The organism is Methylobacterium soli (assembly GCF_008806385.1).
In the GTDB taxonomy this organism is placed as follows: Bacteria; Pseudomonadota; Alphaproteobacteria; order Rhizobiales; family Beijerinckiaceae; genus Methylobacterium; species Methylobacterium soli.
Window position 1 is genome coordinate 44550 of the sequence record NZ_VZZK01000026.1, and the last position, 20209, is coordinate 64758.

15 protein-coding genes are annotated in these 20209 nt (G+C 73.5%); 6 read left to right on the plus strand and 9 right to left on the minus strand.

Annotated elements, in window-relative coordinates; translation table 11 throughout:
• Nucleotides 1–63: 63 nt before the first annotated feature.
• Nucleotides 64–786 (plus strand): sulfate transporter family protein, encoded by a 723-nt coding sequence (locus F6X53_RS21505; RefSeq protein WP_151002406.1) that lies wholly within the window; start codon nt 64–66, stop codon nt 784–786.
• Between the two features lie 47 nt (nt 787–833).
• Here the strand turns inward: F6X53_RS21505 and F6X53_RS21510 are convergent, their stop codons facing one another.
• From F6X53_RS21510 to ptsP, 5 genes are all read right to left on the minus strand, one after another.
• Nucleotides 834–1997 carry a complex I NDUFA9 subunit family protein gene (locus F6X53_RS21510; protein ID WP_151002407.1) on the minus strand — a complete coding sequence of 388 codons (1164 nt, stop codon included), beginning with the start codon at nt 1995–1997 and terminating at the stop codon, nt 834–836.
• A gap of 450 nt (nt 1998–2447) precedes the next feature.
• Nucleotides 2448–3917 carry a carbohydrate porin gene (locus F6X53_RS21515; protein WP_151002442.1) on the minus strand — a complete coding sequence of 490 codons (1470 nt, stop codon included), beginning with the start codon at nt 3915–3917 and terminating at the stop codon, nt 2448–2450.
• Between the two features lie 224 nt (nt 3918–4141).
• A complete protein-coding gene (locus F6X53_RS21520; protein WP_151002408.1) occupies nt 4142–5878 on the minus strand; it encodes a fructose-specific PTS transporter subunit EIIC in 1737 nt (578 codons plus the stop codon).
• A gap of 134 nt (nt 5879–6012) precedes the next feature.
• On the minus strand, nt 6013–6966 hold the full coding sequence (gene pfkB, locus F6X53_RS21525; protein WP_151002409.1) for a 1-phosphofructokinase: 954 nt from the start codon (nt 6964–6966) through the stop codon (nt 6013–6015).
• Nucleotides 6963–9515: a phosphoenolpyruvate--protein phosphotransferase gene (gene ptsP, locus F6X53_RS21530; protein ID WP_151002410.1), complete on the minus strand. Its 2553-nt coding sequence runs from the start codon at nt 9513–9515 to the stop codon at nt 6963–6965. The genes pfkB and ptsP overlap by 4 nt, the downstream gene beginning before the upstream one ends.
• A gap of 163 nt (nt 9516–9678) precedes the next feature.
• Here ptsP and F6X53_RS21535 point away from each other — a divergent pair, with 163 nt between their 5' ends.
• Nucleotides 9679–10686, plus strand: coding sequence for a LacI family DNA-binding transcriptional regulator (locus tag F6X53_RS21535; protein ID WP_151002411.1), 1008 nt, complete (start codon nt 9679–9681; stop codon nt 10684–10686).
• A gap of 3 nt (nt 10687–10689) precedes the next feature.
• Here the strand turns inward: F6X53_RS21535 and F6X53_RS21540 are convergent, their stop codons facing one another.
• The 3 genes from F6X53_RS21540 to F6X53_RS21550 form a co-directional block, all read right to left on the minus strand.
• Entirely contained in the window at nt 10690–12411 is a 1722-nt protein-coding gene (locus F6X53_RS21540; protein ID WP_151002412.1) for an ABC transporter permease, read from the minus strand.
• A gap of 82 nt (nt 12412–12493) precedes the next feature.
• Nucleotides 12494–13546, minus strand: coding sequence for an extracellular solute-binding protein (locus tag F6X53_RS21545; RefSeq protein ID WP_238296862.1), 1053 nt, complete (start codon nt 13544–13546; stop codon nt 12494–12496).
• Nucleotides 13547–13748: 202 nt separating this feature from the next.
• A complete protein-coding gene (locus tag F6X53_RS21550; RefSeq protein ID WP_151002413.1) occupies nt 13749–14834 on the minus strand; it encodes an ABC transporter ATP-binding protein in 1086 nt (361 codons plus the stop codon).
• A 180-nt stretch (nt 14835–15014) separates the two neighbouring features.
• Between F6X53_RS21550 and F6X53_RS21555 the strand changes: the two genes are divergently transcribed.
• From F6X53_RS21555 to F6X53_RS21565, 3 genes are all read left to right on the plus strand, one after another.
• Nucleotides 15015–16217 (plus strand): MFS transporter, encoded by a 1203-nt coding sequence (locus tag F6X53_RS21555; RefSeq protein WP_151002414.1) that lies wholly within the window; start codon nt 15015–15017, stop codon nt 16215–16217.
• Between the two features lie 89 nt (nt 16218–16306).
• Nucleotides 16307–18466: a primosomal protein N' gene (locus F6X53_RS21560; RefSeq protein WP_151002415.1), complete on the plus strand. Its 2160-nt coding sequence runs from the start codon at nt 16307–16309 to the stop codon at nt 18464–18466.
• Nucleotides 18467–18724: 258 nt separating this feature from the next.
• A complete protein-coding gene (locus tag F6X53_RS21565) occupies nt 18725–19087 on the plus strand; it encodes a SpoIIAA family protein (RefSeq protein ID WP_151002444.1) in 363 nt (120 codons plus the stop codon).
• A 125-nt stretch (nt 19088–19212) separates the two neighbouring features.
• Here the strand turns inward: F6X53_RS21565 and F6X53_RS21570 are convergent, their stop codons facing one another.
• A complete protein-coding gene (locus F6X53_RS21570; protein ID WP_151002416.1) occupies nt 19213–19617 on the minus strand; it encodes a hypothetical protein in 405 nt (134 codons plus the stop codon).
• A 300-nt stretch (nt 19618–19917) separates the two neighbouring features.
• Between F6X53_RS21570 and F6X53_RS21575 the strand changes: the two genes are divergently transcribed.
• Nucleotides 19918–20154, plus strand: coding sequence for a hypothetical protein (locus tag F6X53_RS21575; protein WP_151002417.1), 237 nt, complete (start codon nt 19918–19920; stop codon nt 20152–20154).
• The last annotated feature ends 55 nt before the right edge of the window (nt 20155–20209 follow it).

Consider the following 20209-nt stretch of genomic DNA (forward strand, 5'->3'; position numbering starts at 1 on the left):
GGCTTGCGCAACCGGGCCGGCCTCATCTTTAAACCCAGCCTGGCATCACCGGAGAGGATCGTCATGCTCATCCAAGCGGCGTTCGCCGCCCTGCGGCAGGTCTTCTCGCCGCCCCTGCGCGCCATTCTGTGGAAGTCCCTGGCGCTCACCGTCGGGCTCTTGGTGCTGATCTGGTTCGGGCTGACGCGGCTGATCCAGTGGTTCCAGACGAGCCACCACATCTCGGCGGATTACCCCTTCCTCGACACGCTGGCGTATTTCCTGGCCGGCGCCGGACTGTTCGTGGCGCTCGCCTACCTGATGCCGGCGGTCTCGATCCTGGTGGCGAGCTTCTTCCTCGACGACGCGGCCGAGATCGTCGAGCGCACGGATTTCCCCGGGGAGCCGACCGGCCGGCCGCTGCCCTTCGGGCCCGCCATGTTCTACGCGCTGCGCTTTGCCGGCCTCGCGCTCCTCGTCAATCTCGCGGCGCTGATCCTGTTCTTCGTGCCGGTCGTGGGCGTCGTGGCCTTCTTCGCGGCCAATGCCTACCTGCTCAGCCGGGAATATTTCGAGATGGCGGCCGCCCGGTTCCGGCCGCTTCCGGAGGCCTCGGCCATGCGCCGGCATTACGGGGCGACCACGATCGCGGCCGGCTGCCTGCTCGCCGGCCTGATGGTGGTACCGGTGGTGAACCTGCTGACGCCGCTCTTCGGCATCGCCCTGATGGTGCATGTGCACAAGCGCCTGAGCCGGCGCAGCGCCCTGCCGGCGCCGGCCCCCGTCGAGCGGATCCGCCGGGGCTGAGCCGCTCGACGTCGCGAACGGCTCTTCCCACCGTGCGGTGACGCGCCCTAGCCCCGGGTGCCCCAGCGGGTACCCATCTGGCTCGGCTTGGCCGCGTTCGGCCCGATGGCGGGGCCGCTGGCGCGGGCCGGGCGATGCTGGGAGCCGGGATCGAGGGGGTCGTGCGCGAGGGTGTCGGGCACCTCGGCCTCGGCCTCCGTGCCGCGCCCGGTGGCGAATTGCCCGGCCTTGCGGAAGCGCCAGAGATAGCCCGGCACCACCGCCTCGGCGGCCGTGGGCAGGATGCCGAGCGCCTCGATCGTGCGGCCCTCGGCCTTGGCGGCCTCCGAGACCACGTTGTCGGTCTGCAGCAGGGTGACCTGATCGCGGGTCAGCTTCAGCTCGTTGGGCAGGAGGCCGAGGGTCAGGGTGTTGGCGATCTCCATGATCCGGGCCTGGATCCGGGCGGCCGGGAGCGGCAGGGCCACCACCATGCGGCGGCGCTGCACCGTCTCCAGCATGTAGCGGACGAGGTGTTCGAGGGTCGCGACCTCGGGGCCGCCGAGCTCGTAGACCTTGCCGGCCGGGACCTTGCCCTCGACCGCGCGGGCGATGGCCTCGGCGACGTCGCCGACGAAGACGGGCTGGAAGCGCGTCCCGGCCCCCGCGAGCGGCAGCACCGGCAGGGCGCGGGCCAGGCTCGCGAAGCGGTTGAAGAAGCTGTCGCCGGTGCCGAAGATCAGCGACGGCCGGAACACGATGGCGTCCGGGCAGGCCGCGAGGACCTGCGCCTCGCCCTCCGCCTTGCTGCGCGCATAGGCCGAGGGCGAGGCCGGATCGGCGCCGATGGCCGAGACCTGGATCATCGCGGCGCCCTGTGCTGCGGCCTGCCGGGCGATCTCGCCGGCCCCGTCCGCCTGCAGGCGGGCGAAGCGCTGCGCGCCGGCCTCCTGCAGGATGCCCACGAGGTTGATCACCACGCTCGATCCCTCGACCGCGCGCGCCACCGAATCCGGGTAGCGCAGGTTCGCCTGCACGGCCACGATCTGCCCGACCTTGCCCAGCGGCTGCAGGAACAGGGCGAGATCGGGCCGCCGCACCGCGACGCGGATGCGGTAGCCGCGCTTGGCCAGCGCCCGCACCACGTGGCGGCCGAGGAAGCCCGAGCCGCCGAAGATGGTGACGAGCTGCGAGGCGGGGCGGGTCAGGGGCAGGGTGTCGAAGCCGGTCATCGCCTGTTCTCGATACGCGTCCGACCGTGCGCGCGAACGCCCGGTCCTGTCGAGGGGCTGTTTAGACCAATTTCAGCCGATGGGGAGCCGCAAGCTTGCGGGAAAAGCGACGGCGGGGCCGAACTGTGCGGCCGAGACCTGCGCGGGCGGCGCGGCGCGCTCTCGCGTTCGGGAGAGGGTTGGGGTGAGCGTTATCCGGAAAGGTCGCACCCCTCACCCGGTCGGCTCACGCCGACTCGACCTCTCCCGGACGGGAGAGGTGAGGCGCTTGGCCGTCCGCTCCACGCCGTTGGTTCAAGAGCCGGCGGCCTCGGGATGACGCGGCGGGTGTCAGAACCAGCCCGGATGGCGCGACGCGCCCCCTCTCCCGTGCGGGAGAGGGTTGGGGTGAGGGGTGCGCGTTGTCCGGAAAGGCCGCAACCCTCTCCCGGACGGGAGAGGTGGGGCGCGTCAGAGGCTGCCCGGTCCTCGGGCGAGTCCCGCCAGGGTGAACAGGTCCACCGAGAGCTTGGCGCCGACCACGAAGGCGTCCGGGATGTTGCGGGTGCGGTAGGGGAAGCGGGTCTGGTCGGGGTTGATGATGTATTGCAGGTTCGGCGTCAGGCGGATCGCCGGGGTGACCTGGATGCCGTAATTGAGCTCCATCATGACCTGCTGGCTCGGGATCGGCCGGACGAGGCCGAGGGAGGCCTGGGCCAGGATGATGTTGCTCAGCGCCAGCGGGCTGAACTTCTGCGTGTTGATGACGAAGCCCACCGTGTCGTAGGGGCGGCCCGCGAAGGTGCCGGTCTGGAGCGCGCCGATCTCCAGGAAGTAATCCTCGACGAGGCGGCCCGAGGTGCCCGCCATGGCGACGCCGAAGAGCGTCAGCCCCTGGGGCCCGCTCGGGTCGGGGCGCCAGACCATTTGGTCGAAGCGGGCGTAGATCCCGGAGCGCCCGAAGCGGGTGAGCGAATTGAGCCCGGTCAGAACCGCGGCGCGGCCGGTGATGTCGCGCACGGGGTCGGTGTAGTGGGAGGCGTCGACCCGGCCGCCGATCCCGTAATTGCGCGGCAGCGGATCGTTGGCGAAGGTGGTGGAATAGCCGAGCTCGAACGACACGATGGCGCCGGTGGCGCCCTTCGTCGAGAAGTCGAGGCCGTTGTCGCCGGGCTGCTGGTGCAGCGGGTTCACCTCGTAGGCGCCGACATGGAAGAACACCGTGTCGGTGAGCCAGGCCTTGGCGTGGCCGCCCCAGCTCGAGACCGGCCAGAAGGTGAAGTTCGAGGTCTTGAAGACGAAGGTCGGGTTTCCGCAGGCCGAATTCGTCTGGAAGTTGCAGTAGATCGGCGAGTTCAGGAAGGCGATGTTGGCCACCAGCCGGCCGACCTCGATGTCGAGGCGGTCGTCGAACAATTTCTGCTGGTAGCTGAACAGGGTCAGCCGCGTGGTCTGACCGCCGCCATAGATCTCCTGCACCGAGGTGTTGTTGCCGATGAAATCGTTCGACAGGCTGCGCCCGTGGCGGTTCGTCACCGCGATGTGGAGCGAGGCCCCGTCGATCCCGGCGAGCCGCTTCAGGTCGGCGTCGAGGCCGAAGAACAGCTGCCCCGCCCAGGCCGAGCCCTGCCGGATGCCGCCGACCGGGTTGATGGCGCCCTGGCCGGTGTAGGTGAGGAGCAGGCTGATCCCGTTGCCGATGTCGAAGGTGCCGGCCGGCAGGGTCGCGGGCGTCGCGCTCTGGCCGAGGGTGTCGGCGGCGGCGGCCGCGCTGTCGACCCCGGCAAAGCCCGGCCCGCTCTCGGGCGGCGGCGGGGGGCGGGCGAGTCCTGGGCCCGGGCGCTGCGCCGGCGCCGCGAGGCCCTCGGCCAGGCCGGGGGCTCCCTGCGCCCAGGCTCCGCCCGTGCCCGGAGCGCCGAGATCCAACACGGCCAGACCCATCACGGCCAGACCCATCCTGGCCACCACCCGCGCGGCCGAGGCCCTCCATCCCGCTCTCATAATCGTCCCCCATTTGAATTCAGAATGATTGATTGACGTGCCCCGGTCTTCGCCGGGTTCAAGTTTATCAATACAGATCAGAAAAATGTTCAGTCTGCCGGCCGATGATCTTGATTCGACAAGACTAGGCGCGGCGGCGCGACCTTGTCCGTGGCCGAGACGCCTCAGGCCGCCCGTTTCTTGAGGAGCCCCACCAGCAGGGCGGTCACGACGGTGCCGGCCACGAGGGCGATCAGCGCGCCGGTCACGTTCGTCACGGCGTTCGGGATCGGCAGCACGAACAGGCCGCCATGGGGCACCTTCAGCTCGACGCCGAGGCTGAGCGCGATGGCGCCCGCGATGGCCGAGCCCGCCACCAGGGAGGGGATCACCCGCAGCGGGTCCGCCGCCGCGAAGGGGATCGCGCCCTCGGTGATGAAGGCGGCGCCGAGGACGGCCGCCGCGCCGCCGGCCTCGCGCTCGGCCTCGGTGAAGCGGTTGGCGAAGAGCCGGGTGGCGAGCGCCAGGCCGAGCGGCGGCGTCATGCCGCCGATCATCACGGCGGCCATCGGGGCGGTGACGCCCGAGGCGATCAGAGCGGCCGCGGAGGCGTAGGCCGCCTTGTTGATCGGCCCGCCCATATCGACCGCCATCATGCCGCCGAGGACGAGGCCGAGCACCAGCGCGCTCGCGCCCTGCATGCCCTTGAGCCAGCCCGTCAGCGCCGCCAGGATCGCCGCCACCGGCACGCCGACGACGTAGACCATCAGGAGGCCGGTCACGAGGGTGGCGAGCAGCGGCAGGATCAGGACCGGCTTCAGGCCCTCGAGGTTCTTGTGCAGCCGGATATGCCGGTTGAGGAAGGCCACCGTGTAGCCGGCAATGAAACCGGCCGCGATGCCGCCCAGGAAGCCGGCCTGGAGGTTGGCCGCCAGCATGCCGCCGATCATGCCGGGCGCGATGCCGGGCCGGTCGGCGATGGAATAGGCGATGTAGCCGGCCAGCGCCGGCACGATCAGCGCGAAGGCCCCCTTGGCGCCGATCTCGCCGAGCGCGTAGCCGAGGGTGCCGGCATGGCCGGGCGCCATGGCGTCGATGCCCCCGAACGCGAAGGCGAGGGCGATCAGCAGCCCGCCCGCCACCACGAAGGGCAGCATGAAGGAGACGCCGGTCATCAGGTGCTTGTAGGCGCCGGCCTTCCGCTCGGCCGCCGGCCGCGTCGGCCCGCTCGCCCGGGGCTCCGCCTCGGCAGCCGCCTGCAGGCTCGCCTCCAACAACGCCGTGGCGATCAGGCCCCGGCCGTCGCGGATCGCCGCCTTGGTGGTGGCGGCGTAGACCCGTTTGCCGGCAAAGCGCCTCCGATCGACCCCGGTATCGGCCGCGATCAGGACGAGGTCGGCCTCCGCGATCTCGGCCTGCGTGAGCGCGTCGCGGGCGCCGACCGATCCCTGCGTCTCGACCCGCACGGCATGGCCGAGCGCCTTGGCGGCGCCCTGGATGCCCTCGGCCGCCATGAAGGTGTGGGCGATGCCGGTGGGGCAGGAGGTGATGGCGACGATCCGGATGGCCCGCGTCGCCCCGGTCACGCCAGCTGCCGCGGCCGGGTCCTGGATCGGCGCCGCGCCGCCGAGCGCCCGGTCGATCACCGCGTTGACGTCGGTCAGCACGTCCTCGATCGCGACCTTCGCCCGGCGCAGCGCCCCGAACCGGCCCTCGCCGAGATCGCCCGAGCCGACGAGCAGCACCGCCTCGGCGTCGCGGATCGCGGATTCGGGCAGCGGGTTACCGCTCGTGCCGGGGCCGCGCAACTCCAGCGCGATCGGCTGGTCGCGCCGCCGCGCCGCCTTGCGCAGGGCCTCGACGGCGAGCACCGCATGGGTCGAGAGGTCTGCGCCTCCCACCACCGCCAGCAGCTGTGCCATGGTTTCCTCCTCGGGATCATCCGTGTGCGGGTTCGTCGTGTGGCCCGGGGGCGCTCGCGCCGGGGCCGCGTCCCGGCGTGTCGGAGCGCTCCGTCGCGGAAGCGCCCGGGGTCAGGTCGCGGGGCGAAGCGGCGTCAGGGCGCCAGGGCCGCGACCCGCATCGTCTCGGCGAGCGCCCGCACGGTGTCGCGCGGGGGCAGGTTGGCGCCGGGCTTGGTGAGCTTGCCGGCCGCGAAGGCGAGGGCGAGGCGCGCCGTCTCGGGGAGCGGCGCGCCGGCATGGAGCCCCGCCACGAGGCCGGCCACGAGGGCATCGCCCGCCCCGACCGTGCTGGCGACCCGCATGGCGGGGGGGATCGCGTGCAGCACCTCCTCGGCGCTGACGAACAGCGCCCCCTCGGCGCCGAGCGAGACCACCACGAGGGCGATGCCGCGGGCCTGCAGCGCGCGGGCGGCCGCGGTCACCTCGGGCAGCGTCGGCAGGGGATGGCCCGCCCAATCCTCCAGCTCCTGCCGGTTCGGCTTGATCGCGTAGGGCAGGGATTCGGGCGCCGCCGCGAGGGCGACGGCGAGGGCGGGTCCCGAGGCATCCAGCACCACGCGGGCGCCGCGCGGCTTCAGGTCGGTGCCGAGGCGCGCATAGGCATCCGGCGAGAGGCCGCGCGGCAGGCTCCCGGCCAGCACCACGAGGCTGCCCGGCGCCGTCAGCTCGGCCAGCACCGCCCGCACCGCGTCGAAGGTGCCGGGGCTGATGGCGAGGCCCGGCAGGTTCACGTCGGTGGTGTCGCCGCGCGTCTCGTCGAGCAGCTTGAGGTTGGTGCGGGTCTCGCCCGGGATCCAGACGAAGCGGTCGTCGATGCCCTTGGCCAGGAGCAGCTGCTCGAACGGGACGGCGTTGTCCTGGCCGAGGATGCCGGTGGCGCGCACCGGCACGCCCCAATCGGCGAGGCAGCAGGCGACGTTGACGCCCTTGCCGCCGGCATCGTTGCGCACGGCCGAGGCCCGGTGCACCGCCCCCGGCGTGAGCTGCGCCAGGGTGACGGTCTGGTCGATCGCCGGGTTGAGGGTGAGGGTGACGACGGCGCTCACGACGCGTCTCCCCCGATTCCGGCGTCGAGGGCGCGGACGGCGGCCGCGTCCTCCTGGGCGCAGGCCCGGGCGGCGAGCACCTTCAGCTCCGCCATCTCGGAGGCCCGCAGCCGCGCCTTGACGCCGGGCAGGTCGCGGGGCGTCATCGAGAGCTCGTGCACGCCGAGCCCGGCGAGCAGGCTCGCCCCGAAGGGGTCGCCCGCGATGCCGCCGCAGACGCCGACGAAGCGCCTGTGCCGGGCCGCGCCCTCGCAGGTCATGTGGATCAGCCGCAGCACGGCCGGGTGCAGGGAATCGGCCTCCGGGGCGAGCTCGGTGTTCTGGCGGTCGATGGCCAGCGCGTATTGCGTCAGGTCGTTGGTGCCGATCGAGAAGAAGTCGCAGTGGCGCGCCAGGATGTCGGCCTGGATCGCGGCGGCCGGCACCTCGATCATGATGCCGAGGGGCACCGGCGGCGCGCCGATCTCGGCCCGGATGCGCTCGCAGGCCGCGCGCAGGCGCAGCACCTCGGGCACCGAGGTGATCATCGGCATCATGATGGCGAGCGGCGCGTCCTTGCCGATGGGCGCGTCCGCCGCCACGCAATCGCGGGCGGCGCGGTAGAGGGCGCGCAACTGCGGCTCCATCAGGTCGGGCCGGCGCAGGAGCAGGCGGGTGCCGCGCACGCCGAGGAACGGGTTCTCCTCCTTCGGCAGGTGCAGGTGGCCGACCTGCTTGTCGCCGCCGATATCGAGGGTGCGCACGATCAGGGGGCGGCCCTCGAGGGCGCGCAGCATGGCGCGGTAGGTCTCGAACTGGTCGTCCTCGCTCGGCGTGTCGCCGCGCTCCAGGAACAGGAACTCGGTGCGCATCAGGCCGACGCCTTCCGCGGCCTGGTCGAGGGCGAAGGGCACCTGCTCGGGGTTGTTGACGTTGGCGCCGATCGCGATGGCGTGGCCGTCGCGGGTGCGGGCGGGCAGCGCCCGCTCGCGGGCCTCCTCCTCCGCCTGCTCCCGCTGGCGGGCGCGCCACGCGGTCGCGGCGGCGATGTCGGCCGCGCTCGGGTCGAGGTAGAGGCGCCCGGTGGTGCCGTCCAGGATCGCGGTGGCGTGGTTCTGCAGGCCCAGGAGCCCGGCACCGCCCGCCACCAGAGCGGGGATGCCGAGCGTGCGCGCCAGGATCGCCGTGTGGGAGGTCGGCCCGCCCTGCGCGGTGGCGAGCCCGATCACCCGGGCCGGGTCGAGATTGGCCGTGTCGGAGGGGGCGAGATCGGGGGCGATGAGGATGCAGGGCGCCTCGGGCAGGTCGTGCCCGCTCTTGAGCGACGGGTCGATCTGCGCCAGCACCCGGCGGCCGACATCGCGCAGGTCCGCCGCGCGCCCGGCCAGAACCGGGTTGCCGAGCGCCGAGAGCTGGCCGGCCAGGCGCTCCACCGCCTGGTTCCAGGCATAGGCGACGCCGTGGCCCTCCACCATGAGCTGGCAGGCCAGCGTGATCAGGTCGGTGTCGGCGATGAGCTCGCCCTGCGCCCGGAAGATGCCCGCATCGGCCCGGCCGAGGCGGCGCTCGGTGTCGTCGGCGAGCGCCCGGAGCTGGTCGCCGGTGGCCGCGAGCGCCGCGTGCAGGCGGTCGCCGCCGGAGGTCAGGGGCTCCGGCTCGTCCGGCACCGTGAGCTCGGTCGCGGCCAGCACGTGGATGGGCCCGATGGCGATGCCCGGGCTCGCGCCGATGCCGGGCAGGATGCGCGGCGCGTCGGCGGGGTTCCAGCCGGCCACGGGGGCGCTGGCCCTGGCGGCCGCCTCGGCGGCGCGCTGGGCCGCCGCCTTCTCGCCGGCGCTCAGGGACGTCACCGCCGCGCAGATCCGGGCGAGCGCCCCGGCCTCGTCGTCGCCCTCGGTGGAGATCACGACCGCGTCGCCGCAATGCAGGCCGAGCTGCAGCAGGGTGATCAGGTTCTTGGCATCCGCCACCTGCGCGCCGTGACGGACCTGGATGCGGGCCGGGCAGGCCCGCGCCGTCTCGACCCAGTGGGCCGCCGGACGGGCGTGCAGCCCCGTCGGGTAATCCACCGTCCAGTCGAAGCGCTGGCGCAGGTCGCTCGCCGGGCCGGACGGGCTCGGAGCGCCCACATCCTCGCCGAGCGCCTCGGCGATGTCCTCGGCCCGCGTCGTGGTGCGCAGGCGCTCGAGCCGGGCCTCGTCCTGGATCAGGCGGGTCAGGCGGCGCAGCACCGTGATGTGGGTGTCGGACTGGGCCGCGATGGCGACCACGAGATGCGCCACCTGCCCGTCATGCCAGAGGATGCCCTCGGGGACCTGCAGCACCGCCAGCCCGCTCTCGCGGACGAGGTGGCGGTCGTCGACCATGCCGTGGGGAATGACGACGCCGTGGCCCAGATAGGTGTTCGCCACCGCCTCGCGCCGCAGCATGCTGTCGGCATAGGCCGGGTCGATGCAGCCGGCCGCGATCAGGAGCTGCGCCGCCTCGCGGATGGCAGCATCCTTGTCCTGCGGCGCGGTGGCGGTGCGGACGAGGAGGCGGGGCGTCAGGGGCGGTGTCGGTGCGAGCATGGCGTGCTCCTCCCGGCTTCGGTGGATTCGTTGTTGCGGTCACTGAAAACGTTTTCAGTGTTTCTGTCAATCGATCGGCACGGTCACGCATTCGTGAGCCCTTGCCGCGCTGCGGCGCGCATGGCACAACTCGTCGTATGAGCTTGCAAACGTTTCCCGTATCATGAGTGTCGGCATCCGCGACGTGGCCCGGGCGGCGGGCGTCTCGACCGCGACGGTGTCGCGCGCCCTCGGGCGTGGGCCGGTGAGCGACGCGTTGCGCGAGCAGGTGGAGGCGGCGGTGCGCGCCACCGGCTACCGGCCGAACCTCTCGGCCCGGCGCCTGCGCTCGCAATCGACGCAGACGATCGGCCTGATCGTGGCCGATATCCGCAACCCGTTCTTCACCGCGGTGAGCCGCGCGGTGGAGGATGCGGCCTACCAGGCCGGGATGCGGGTGATCCTGTGCAACACCGACGAGGACGCGACCCGCGAGGCGATGTACCTGCGGCTGATGCAGGAGGAGCGCGTCACCGGCGTGATCTTCGCGCCGACGCGGGCGAGCGCGCAGGGCCTGCGCGCGGCCGACATCGATTTCCCGGTGGTGTTCATCGACCGGGCCGGCCCCCCCGGCGCCCATGACAGCGTCGTCCTCGACAACGCGGCGGCGGCCTCCGCCCTCGTCGACCATCTGGTCGAGGAGGGCTTCCGGCGGATCGGCGGCCTGTTCGGCTCGACGAGTTCCACCGCGCAGGAGCGCCGGGCCGGCTACGAGGCCGCGATGGCCCGCCACGGCCTCGCGCCCGCGGCCCGGGCGGTGCTGCCGAACGCGGCCGCCGCCGAGGCCGAGGCAGGGCGCTGGCTCGCCGAGGCCGGGCGGCCCGAGGCCCTGATCCTCTCGAACGGCCTGATCCTGATGGGGGCGCTCCGCGCCGCCCGCGCGCACGCCCTGCCGGTGCCCGGGGCGCTGGCGCTCGCGGGCTTCGACAACGAGCCCTGGACCGACCTCGTCGATCCCGGCCTCACGGTGATCGAGCAGCCCGTGGCCGAGATCGGCGCGCAGGCCATGACCCTGCTGTTCGACCGCCTCAAGGCCCCCGACCAGCCGGTGCGCAAGGTGGTGCTGAGCGGGCGCCCGGTGCTGCGAGGCTCGACCCGGCGCGGGGCCCCGGGATCGGGGGCCCGCGCCTGAGCCTCAGGCGCGGCCTGCGCGGCTCCCGAGCCGCAGCAGCACCGCGACCGGGATCAGCCCCACCAGCACGATCAGGAGCGCCGCCACGGTGCCGTCCTCGTAGGTGCCCCGCGCGGCCTCGCCGTAGAGATGCGTCGCCAGGGTCTCGACGTTGAGGGGGCGCAGCAGCAGGGTCGCGGGCAGTTCCTTGACGCAATCGACGAAGACCAGGAGGGCGCCGCTCATCAGGGCCGGCCAGGTCAGGGGCAGCTGCACCCGCGCGAGGGTCGCCAGCGGCCCGCGGCCGAGCATCCGGGCGGCGTCGGGCAGGCTGGCGGGCAGCCGCGCGAGCCCGGCCTCGCAGGTGCCGATGGCGACCGCGAGGAAGCGCACCAGGTAGGCGATGACGAGGGCGCCCCCGGTGCCGAGCCCGATCAGGGCGGGGGCGGCGCCGAACATCGCCGTGGAGGCCGAGGCGAAGGCCGAATCGGCGAGCGCCAGGGGCCCCAGGAGGCCGATCGCCAGGATCGTGCCCGGCAGGGCGTAGCCGAGGCTCGCGACCCGGATCAGCCCGGGCCCGAGGCGCCGCGACAGCAGCCTCGGGCTCGCCGCCACCAGGAAGCCGATGGCCCCCGCGATCAGGGTGGCGCTGCCGGCATAGAGCACGGTGCTGAGGATCTCGCCGGGCAGGCGCTCGGGCAGGCCGGCGCGGGAGAGGCGCCCCGCGGCGGCGTGGGCGAGGTAGGCGGCCGGGATCAGGAAGCCGAGGGCGACGGGGGCGAGGCCGAGGCCGAGGGCCGCGAGCGCCCGGGCGCCCGTCAGCGGCTGGCGGGCCAGGGTGCGGGGGCGCTGGGCCGAGCCCGAGAAGCCGCGCCCGCGCCGGGCCCAGCGCTCGGCCGCCACGAGGCCGATCACCACGACGAGCATCACCAGGGCGATCTGGGCCGCCCCCGCGAGATCCTGGCGGTTGACCCAGGTGGCGTAGACCTGGACCGTCAGGGTGCGCACCCCCAGGAATTCGGCCGCCCCGATGTCGTTGAGCGCCTCCATCAGGGCGAGGCTGGCTCCGAGCGCGATGGCGGGGCGCGCGAGCGGCAGCGCCACCCGGGCGAACACCCCGGCCGGCCCCCGGCCGAGGGTGCGGGCCGCCTCCAGCAGGTTGCCGGTCTGCATCAGGAACAGCGCCCGCGTCGGCAGGTAGACGTAGGGGTAGAGCACGAAGCCCAGCAGCAGGATGCAGCCGGGCAGCGAGCGCAGCTCCGGCAGGCGCAGGTCGCGCGGGCTCGTCAGGCCGAGGAGATCCCGCAGCCCACCCTGGACCGGCCCGAGGGGGTGGAGCAGGTCGAGATAGGCGTAGGCGACGATGTAGGTCGGGACGGCGAGCGGCAGCAGCAGCCCGATCTCGAGGAGGCGCCGGCCCGGGAACTCGTAGGCCGCCACCAGCCAGGCCGTGCCGGTGCCGATCACCGTCACCACGAGCCCGACCCCGAGGAGGAGCCCGGCCGTCTGCGCCACCGCCTGCGGCAGCACGTAGGCGAGGAGGTGCGGCCACAATTCGCCCGAGCCCTGCACGGCTTCGAGGGTGAGCGACACCAGGGGGCTGAGGATGAGCCCGCACAGCGCCAGCGCCGCGAGGGCCCAGGGAACGGGCAAATGGACGGACCAAGGAACGGACCAAGGGGCGAACCGGGGGCGCGCCGAAAGATCGGCCGGCCGCCGGGCGCCCTGGGCCGCCGGCGCCGTCATCTCCGGCTTCGGCGCAGGCGGCCCCGTCTCCCGGACCGGAGCGGGGATCGGCGCCGGGCGCGATCCCGCCATGGTTCCGGGCTCACTGATCGAAGCCGACCTTGTCGACCAGCAGGCTCGCGGCCTTGCGGTTGCGGGCGATCTCGGCGACCGGCACGGCGTCGATGGTCAGCGGGCCGAGGGCGGTGAGCAGCGGGTCGATGGGCGCGCCGGCCTTCACCGGGTACTCGTAATCGGTCTTGGCGTAGAGGCCCTGCGCCTCGTCCGAGACGAGGTATTCGAGGAGCTTCACGGCGTCGGCCCGGTTCGGGGCGTTCTTGGCCACCGCCGCGCCCGAGACGTTCACGTGGGTGCCGCCGCCCGCGAAGGTCGGCAGCACCACTCGGATGGCCTCGCCCCATTTCTGCTGCTCGGGGCCGCCGCGCCCGGAGCGCATCAGGCCGACATAGTAGGAATTGCCGAGGCCGAGCTCGCAGCTCTCGGCCAGGATGTCGCGGGCGACGTCCCGGTCGCCGCCGGCCGGCTTCTTGGCGAGGTTCGCCTTGACGCCGCGCAGCCACGCCTCGGTCTTCTCCGCCCCGTGCTTGACGAGGTGGTGGGCGATCAGCGCCGTGTTGTAGGGGTGCTGGCCCGAGCGCAGGCAGAGCTTGCCCTTCCATTTCGGGTCAGCGAGGTCCTCGTAGGTCAGCGCCTTCAGGTCGGCGAGGTCCTTGGCGTCCGCGTAGGCGACGCGGGCGCGGGTCGAGAGGGCGAACCAGCGCCCGTCCGCGTCCCGGAGCGCGGCCGGCACGGCGGCCTCGAGGGTGGGCGATTGCACCGGCTGGGCGAGGCCCCGATCGACGATGTCGATGAGGTTGCCGATATCGACCGTCATCAGGACGTCCGCATTGGCGCGGGCGCCCTCGGCGGCGACGCGCTCGGCCAGGCCCTTCTCGACGAAGACGGTGTTCACCGTGGTGCCGGTCCGGGCCGTGAAGGCGTCGAGGAGCGGGCGGATCAGGCCCGGCTCGCGGGTGGTGTAGAGGTTGACCTCCGCGGCCCCGGCCGGGGCGGCGCCGAGCGCGAGGCCGAGCGCGAGGCCGGCCGCCCCGACGGGATGGCGCGAGACGAGGCCTTGCAAGAACTGGCCCTGCAAGAACCGGCTCGGCCGGAGCCGGCTTTGATCGAATCGAACCCGCATGAACCTGCCCCGCATGATGCGTCTCCCCGCACGTGTTGCGGCAGGTTCAGACGGATCGCGCGCGGAAAATCAAGCGCGAAGTCTTTGATTTATTACAGTTAAAAACTAAACCCGCCTGAAACCCGAGAAAACCCGTCCCACGTCGGCAGGTTTGCTTTTAATCCGCCGCGTCGGGGAAAATAAAGGCGCCGGTCTCGGCCCGCGCGAGCCCGACCGCGTCGCCCTCCTGCCGCGCATCGTCGGCGCCCACCGCGAGGAGGAGGGGCTCGGCGAGGCCCGCGACGGCGATCTCCAGGCGGGCCTGCGCGCCGAGATAGCGGCGGCTGAGGACGCGCCCGGGCGCGCCCGTGCCGGCCGAGGCCAGGCGGATCGCCTCCGGGCGCAGGCAGACCCGGACGGGCGCGCCCTCCGGGAAGCCCGGCGCCGGCAGGGTGCCGAAGGGCGTGTCGACGCCCCCGTCGCGGCAGCGGCCCGGCATCTCCACGAGGTCGCCGAAGAAGCGGGCGGAAAAGCGCGAGGTCGGGCGCTCGTAGAGGTCGGGGCCGGTGCCGGCCTGGACCACGCGGCCCCCGCGCATCAGGGCGATGCGGTCGCAGAAGGCCAGGGCCTCCTCGGGGTCGTGGGTGACGAGGAGCGTCGTCGTGCCGGCGGCCCGCACCACCGCGAGGGTGTCGGCCCGGACCCGATCGCGGGTGCGCCGGTCGAGATTCGAGAACGGCTCGTCGAGGAGGAGGATGCGGGGGCCGGGCGCCAGCGCGCGGGCGAGCGCCACCCGCTGCCCCTCGCCCCCCGACAGGGTCGCGGGGTAGCGGTCCGCCCGGTCGGCGAGGCCGACCTGCGCGAGGCGCGCCGCCGCGATCGCCTCCGCCTCGCGCCGGGGGCGGCGGGCGAGGCCGAAGCGCACGTTCTCGGCCACCGTGAGATGGGGAAACAGCGCGTAATCCTGGAACATCAATCCGACGCCGCGCGCCTCGGGGGGCGTCCCGGGATCGATTGCGTGCCCATCGAAGCCGATCTCGCCCCGGTCCGGCCGCTCCAATCCGGCCACGATCCGCAGCAGGGTGCTCTTGCCGCAGCCGGAATCCCCGAGGAGGCCGAGGATCTCCCCCGGCCGGGCGCTGAGCGAGACGCGGTCGAGGGCCCGCACCGGCCCGAACCGGCAGCCGATTCCGACGAGCTCCAGGCGGGACGGCGCCTCGGCGGCCTCCGGCTCGGGGCGGGCAGGGGAGATCAATCTGGACATGGCCCGCCGGTCCATAGCGGATGGGCGGCGCGAGGCAATGCGGGGCGCGGCGCGGGATCCGGGATAGGCCGGCCGCCGAGGACGGCGTGCCGGTTGGACGCATCCGCGCCCGATGCTCTAAGGCAAGGGCCAAGGGATGAGGCAAGGGCTGAGGGACGAGGCAGGGGGCATGTCCGGGGCATGAGGCATGTCGGGGGCGGCGCAGCGGCGGGCGCGGGCGGGGGGCTCGCCCGCTTCCTCCTGCTCTACGGCGCCCTCTACGGGGCCTATGGCAGCCTGTCGCCGGTGATGCCGAACGTGCTGGCCGGGCGCGGCTTGTCGCCCGCCGAGATCGGCCTCGTCCTGGCGGGCGCGACCCTGACGCGGCTCGTGGCCGGGCCGCTCGCGGGCCGCGCCGCGGACCGGCGGGGCGCGGCGCGGACGATCCTGGCGGCGGCGGCCGGGCTCGCGGGGCTCGCCGCCCTGGCGCATCTTGCCGGGCACGGCTTCCCGGCTCTGCTCGCCCTCGGCCTCGCCTACGCGGTGGCGACCGCGCCGCTGGCGCCGCTCGCCGACGCGCTGGCGCTCGCCGGGGCGCAGGGCGGGCGCGCCTTCCAGTATGGCTGGGTCCGGGGGGCGGGCTCGGCCGCCTTCATCGGGGCGACGATCCTCGTCGGCTGGCTGATCGCGGCGCAGGGCCTCGCGGCGGCCCTGATCGTCGGCGGGATCCTGTTCCTCGCCACCGGGCTCGCCGCCCGTCTGCTGCCGGCGGGGACGGGTTCGGGGGTGGGTTCGGAGCCCGGATCCGAGCCCGCGCCCCCCGAGGGGATCTGGCGGGGCTTTGCCGCATTGCTGCGGCTGCCGGGCTTTCGCCGCACCGTGCTGGTCGCGGGCCTCGTGGTCGGGGCGCACGCGATGCACGACGCCTTCGCGATGATCCTCTGGCGCGCCTCCGGCATCGGCCCGGCGCTTGCGGGCCTGCTCTGGTCCGAGGCCGTGGCCGCCGAGGTGCTGGTGTTCCTCGCCGTCGGCCCCTGGCTCCTCGCCCGGATCGGGCTTGCCGGCGGCCTCGTCCTGGCGGCGGGGGCGGGGGCCCTGCGCTGGGGCGTGATGGCCGAGACCACGGCCTTGCCCTGGCTCGCCGCGGTCCAGCTCCTGCACGGGCTGACCTTCGCGCTCCTGCACCTCGCCTGCCTCGGCCTGATCGAGCGGGCGGTGCCGGCGCGGTTGCGCGCCACCGCCCTGACCCTCTACGGCACCGTCGGGCTCGGCCTCGCGGGGGCGGCGTTGACCCTCGCCTCCGGTCCCCTCTACGCGGGATTCGGGGCGCGCGGCTTCTGGGTCATGGCGGCGCTGAGCCTGCTGGCCGTGCCGCTCGCCATCCGCTTGCGATTGCAACCATGAGCGAAACAGTGCCGTTCTGGCGAACGTCTCGCGTCCATATATAGAACAAAACGCTTACAGAGCTCAGACCTGATGTTGCAGCAGCGCCCATGCCCGTCACCGCCGAGATCCTGATCCCCCTGGCGATCGACACGGCCTACAGCTACGCCGTGCCGGAGGGGCTGGCGCTGGCCGAGGGCGACATCGTGCAGGTGCCGCTGGGCCCCCGCGAGACGGTCGGCGTGGTCTGGGGGCTGGCCGAGAGCCCGGGCGGCTCGAACCTGCGGCCCGTCACCGGCCGGCTCGCGGTGCCGCCCCTGTCCGAGCCCCTGCGCCGGCTCGTCGACTGGCTTTCTCGCTACACCCTGGCGCCGAAGGGCTCGGCGCTCGCCATGGCCCTGCGCCTGCCCGACGAGGCCGCCGCCCGCGAGAGCCTGCGGGTCGGGGTGCGCGCCAGCGGGAAGCCCCCCGCCCGCGCCACCCCGGCGCGCGGCAAGGTCCTGGCCGTGGCGGCCGACGGCGCGCTGCGCGGCAAGAGCGCGCTCGCCAAGGAGGCCGGCGTCTCGCTGAGCGTGGTCGACGGGCTGGTCGACGACGGGGCGCTGGAGGCGGTGGCCCTCGAGCCCGAGCCCGTGGCGCTGCCCCCCGATCCCGACCATCCCCGGGTGCCTCTCTCCGAGGCGCAGGGCCGGGCCGCCGCCGAGCTCCTGCCCCCGGAGGGCGATCCCGGGGCGACGCTCCTCGAAGGCGTCACGGGCTCGGGCAAGACCGAGGTCTATTTCGAGGCGGTGGCGGAATGCGTGCGCGCCGGGCGCCAGGCCCTGATCCTGATGCCCGAGATCGCCCTGACGGCGCAGTTCCTCGACCGCTTCGCGGCGCGCTTCGGCGTGCGCCCCGCCGCCTGGCATTCGGGCATCGGCGGCAAGCGCCGCGAGCGCATCCGGGCGGGCGTGGCGGCGGGCGAGATCGGCGTCGTGGTCGGCGCCCGCTCGGCCCTGTTCCTGCCCTTCGCCCGGCTCGGCCTCATCGTGGTCGATGAGGAGCACGAATCCGCCTACAAGCAGGAGGACGGGGTGCATTACCACGCCCGCGACATGGCGGTGGTGCGCGGGCGCCTCGAGGGCTGCCCGGTGGTGCTCGCCTCCGCCACGCCCTCGATCGAGACCCGGGTGAACGCGGCGCGCGGGCGCTATCGCCACGTCGCCCTGCCGGAGCGCTTCGGCGGGCGCCGCCTGCCCGACATCCGGGCGATCGACATGCGCCTCGACAAGCCCGAGCGCGGCCGCTTCCTGGCGCCGCCGATGATCCACGCCCTCAAGCACAACCTCGCGGCGGGGGAGCAATCCCTGCTGTTCCTGAACCGGCGGGGCTACGCGCCGCTGACGCTGTGCCGCGCCTGCGGCCACCGCTACCAGTGCCGCAACTGCTCGACCTGGCTCGTGGAGCACCGCTTCCGCCGGGCCCTGGTCTGCCACCAATGCGGCTATGCCGAGCGCAAGCCGGAGGCCTGCGTCGAATGCGGCGCCTTCGAGCACCTCACCCCCTGCGGCCCCGGCGTCGAGCGCATCGCCGAGGAGGTCGCCGAGCTGTTTCCGCAGCAGCGCATCGTCGTCCTGTCGAGCGATTTTCCCGGCGGCGCCGAGCGCCTGCGGGCCGAGTTGCAGATGGTGGCGGACGGCGCCTGCGACATCGTCATCGGCACGCAGCTCGTGGCCAAGGGCCACAACTTCCCGCACCTGACGCTGGTGGGCGTGCTCGACGCCGATATCGGCCTCACCTCGGGCGATCCGCGGGCGGCCGAGCGCACCTTCCAGCTGCTCCAGCAGGTCACCGGCCGGGCGGGGCGCGGCGAGAGGCCCGGCCGGGCCCTGGTCCAGACCTACCAGCCCGAGCACCCGGTCATCGCCGCGCTCCTCTCGGGCGATGCCGAGCGCTTCTACGAGGAGGAGATCGCGGCCCGGGAACTCGCCGGGCTGCCGCCCTTCGGGCGCCTCGCGGCCCTCATCGTCTCGGCCAACGAGCGGGAGGTGGCCGAGGCCCACGGGCAGGCGCTCGCCCGCGCCGCCGAGCCGCCGCCGGGCGTGATGGTGCTCGGCCCCGCCGAGGCGCCGCTGGCGCTGATCCGCGGGCGCTGGCGCTTCCGCCTCCTCGTGAAGACCGAGCGGGCGATCGACCTGCAATCCTACCTGCGCGACTGGCTCGCCCGCGGCCCCAAGGTGCGCGGCAACGTCAAGGTGACGATCGACGTCGACCCGCAGAGCTTCCTCTGACGGCGCGGGCGGGCGCCCTCGCCGGGAGGGAGCGGCGCCCGCCCGGGATCGCGGCGGATCGGCGCAGCGCCGAGGCTCATCCTCGCCGATCGACCGGGCCTCCCGGATTTCCCGAAGCGCCGGGTCCGGGTCGGAACCCGCACCCGAACGCAAAGGCGGACATCGACCCGCCGCATTTTTTGTAGGATGACAGGGCGCGTGGGAGCACGAGCCTCCCCCGGACGGCCCCCGATGCGACGACCCATGAGGAGCGCTGACGTGCTGAGCTACGAGAAGAAGCCGGATTCCAACATCGCCGAGATCGTCGTCGACGGGAAAATCGCGGACGCGGAGATGAACGCCGTCATGACGGCGATGCAGGCCGATCTCGACAAGGGCGGCAAGATCAAGCTCCTGGAGGACATCCGCGCCTTCCAGGGCATGGAGCCGGCGGCCTTCTTCAAGGATCCGCGCTTCGGCCTGGCGATGATGAAGGGCGTGAGCCACGTGGCGCTCGTGACCGACGCGCAATGGCTCAAGGTGCTGGCCGAGACCTTCAGCTTCGTCTCGCCGGCCCAGATCAAGGTGTTCGAGCGCGCCCGCATCGACGAGGCGCGCAGCTGGCTCGCCAGCGCGGCGTGAAGGGCGAAGGCGCGGCCCCGGCCGCGCCTCGTCTGCGATGATGTCACCCGCGCGACCGGCGCGGGTGTTACCCGGCCTGCGCGAGCCTACCCCGCCTGCGCGACCTTACTCCGCCTGCGCGATCTTCACTCCGCCTGCGCGACTTGCGAACCGTGGCGGCGGGCGGTCCAGCGGCCGGAGCAGAGGGCCGAGACCTTCCAGGTGCCGCCGCCGGAGCGGGCCTGGAGCCGGCCCGAGACCGCGCCGTTCGCCGAGCCGTTCGAGACGCTGAGGCCGACGGTGCCGTCCGCGCCGACGCGCCCGCTCATGCGGGTCGAGGCATCCGCGCCCGAGACGAGGCGGACATTCCCCTCCTGCACCGACACCGCGTAATTGTAGCGGCTGTCGCAGAGGCCGCTCTCGGTCACGAGCTCGACCGACCAGGTGCCGTTGAAGTTGCGCGACGCCGCCGCATCCGCCGCGCGCGCGGGAGCGAGGGCCGGCCCGGCGAAACCGGTTGCGAGCGCGACGAGCGTGACAACCTTCAACATGCGACTCCCTTCGGACAAGACGACGAGGCGGCGGGCGCGCGGAGGCGGGCCGCTGTGATCGTTGGCTCGGGCCCAGAAGCCCGACGTGATGTGAATGAAATCAGAATATTTGCCGGAAGCGGCAAGAATATGACGCGCTGTGCGTCACGTCACCCGAAGTCGGGAACCGTCGAGCTTGGCTGTTCTGGCGGGCGTTGCTTGAGGTCAACGCGCGGATCGGGCTCCCGGACACTTCGGAACTGCTACGCTCCTCGCGTCGTTCTTAGAGCCGCTTCCTTCGAACGCGATCAGGAGATCTCGATGCGCCTCATCCTCGCCGCCGCGACGCTCGCGGCCCTTACGGGTCCCGCCCTGGCCCAGACCACCATCATCGAGCGCGAGGCGCCCCCGCGCGCCGTGGTGATCGAGCGCGAGCCGGTGGTGGTGGAGCGGCGCGCCGTGCCGGTCGAGCGCGAGGGCGGCTGCGAGACGAAGACGGTCACCCGCACGGAGGAGGACGGCTCCTCGACCACTGTGCGGCGCGAGCGCTGCGACTGAGGCGCCGGGCGGGGGCGGCCTGCTTGGGCCGTCCCGTTGGCCCGCCTGGGCCGCC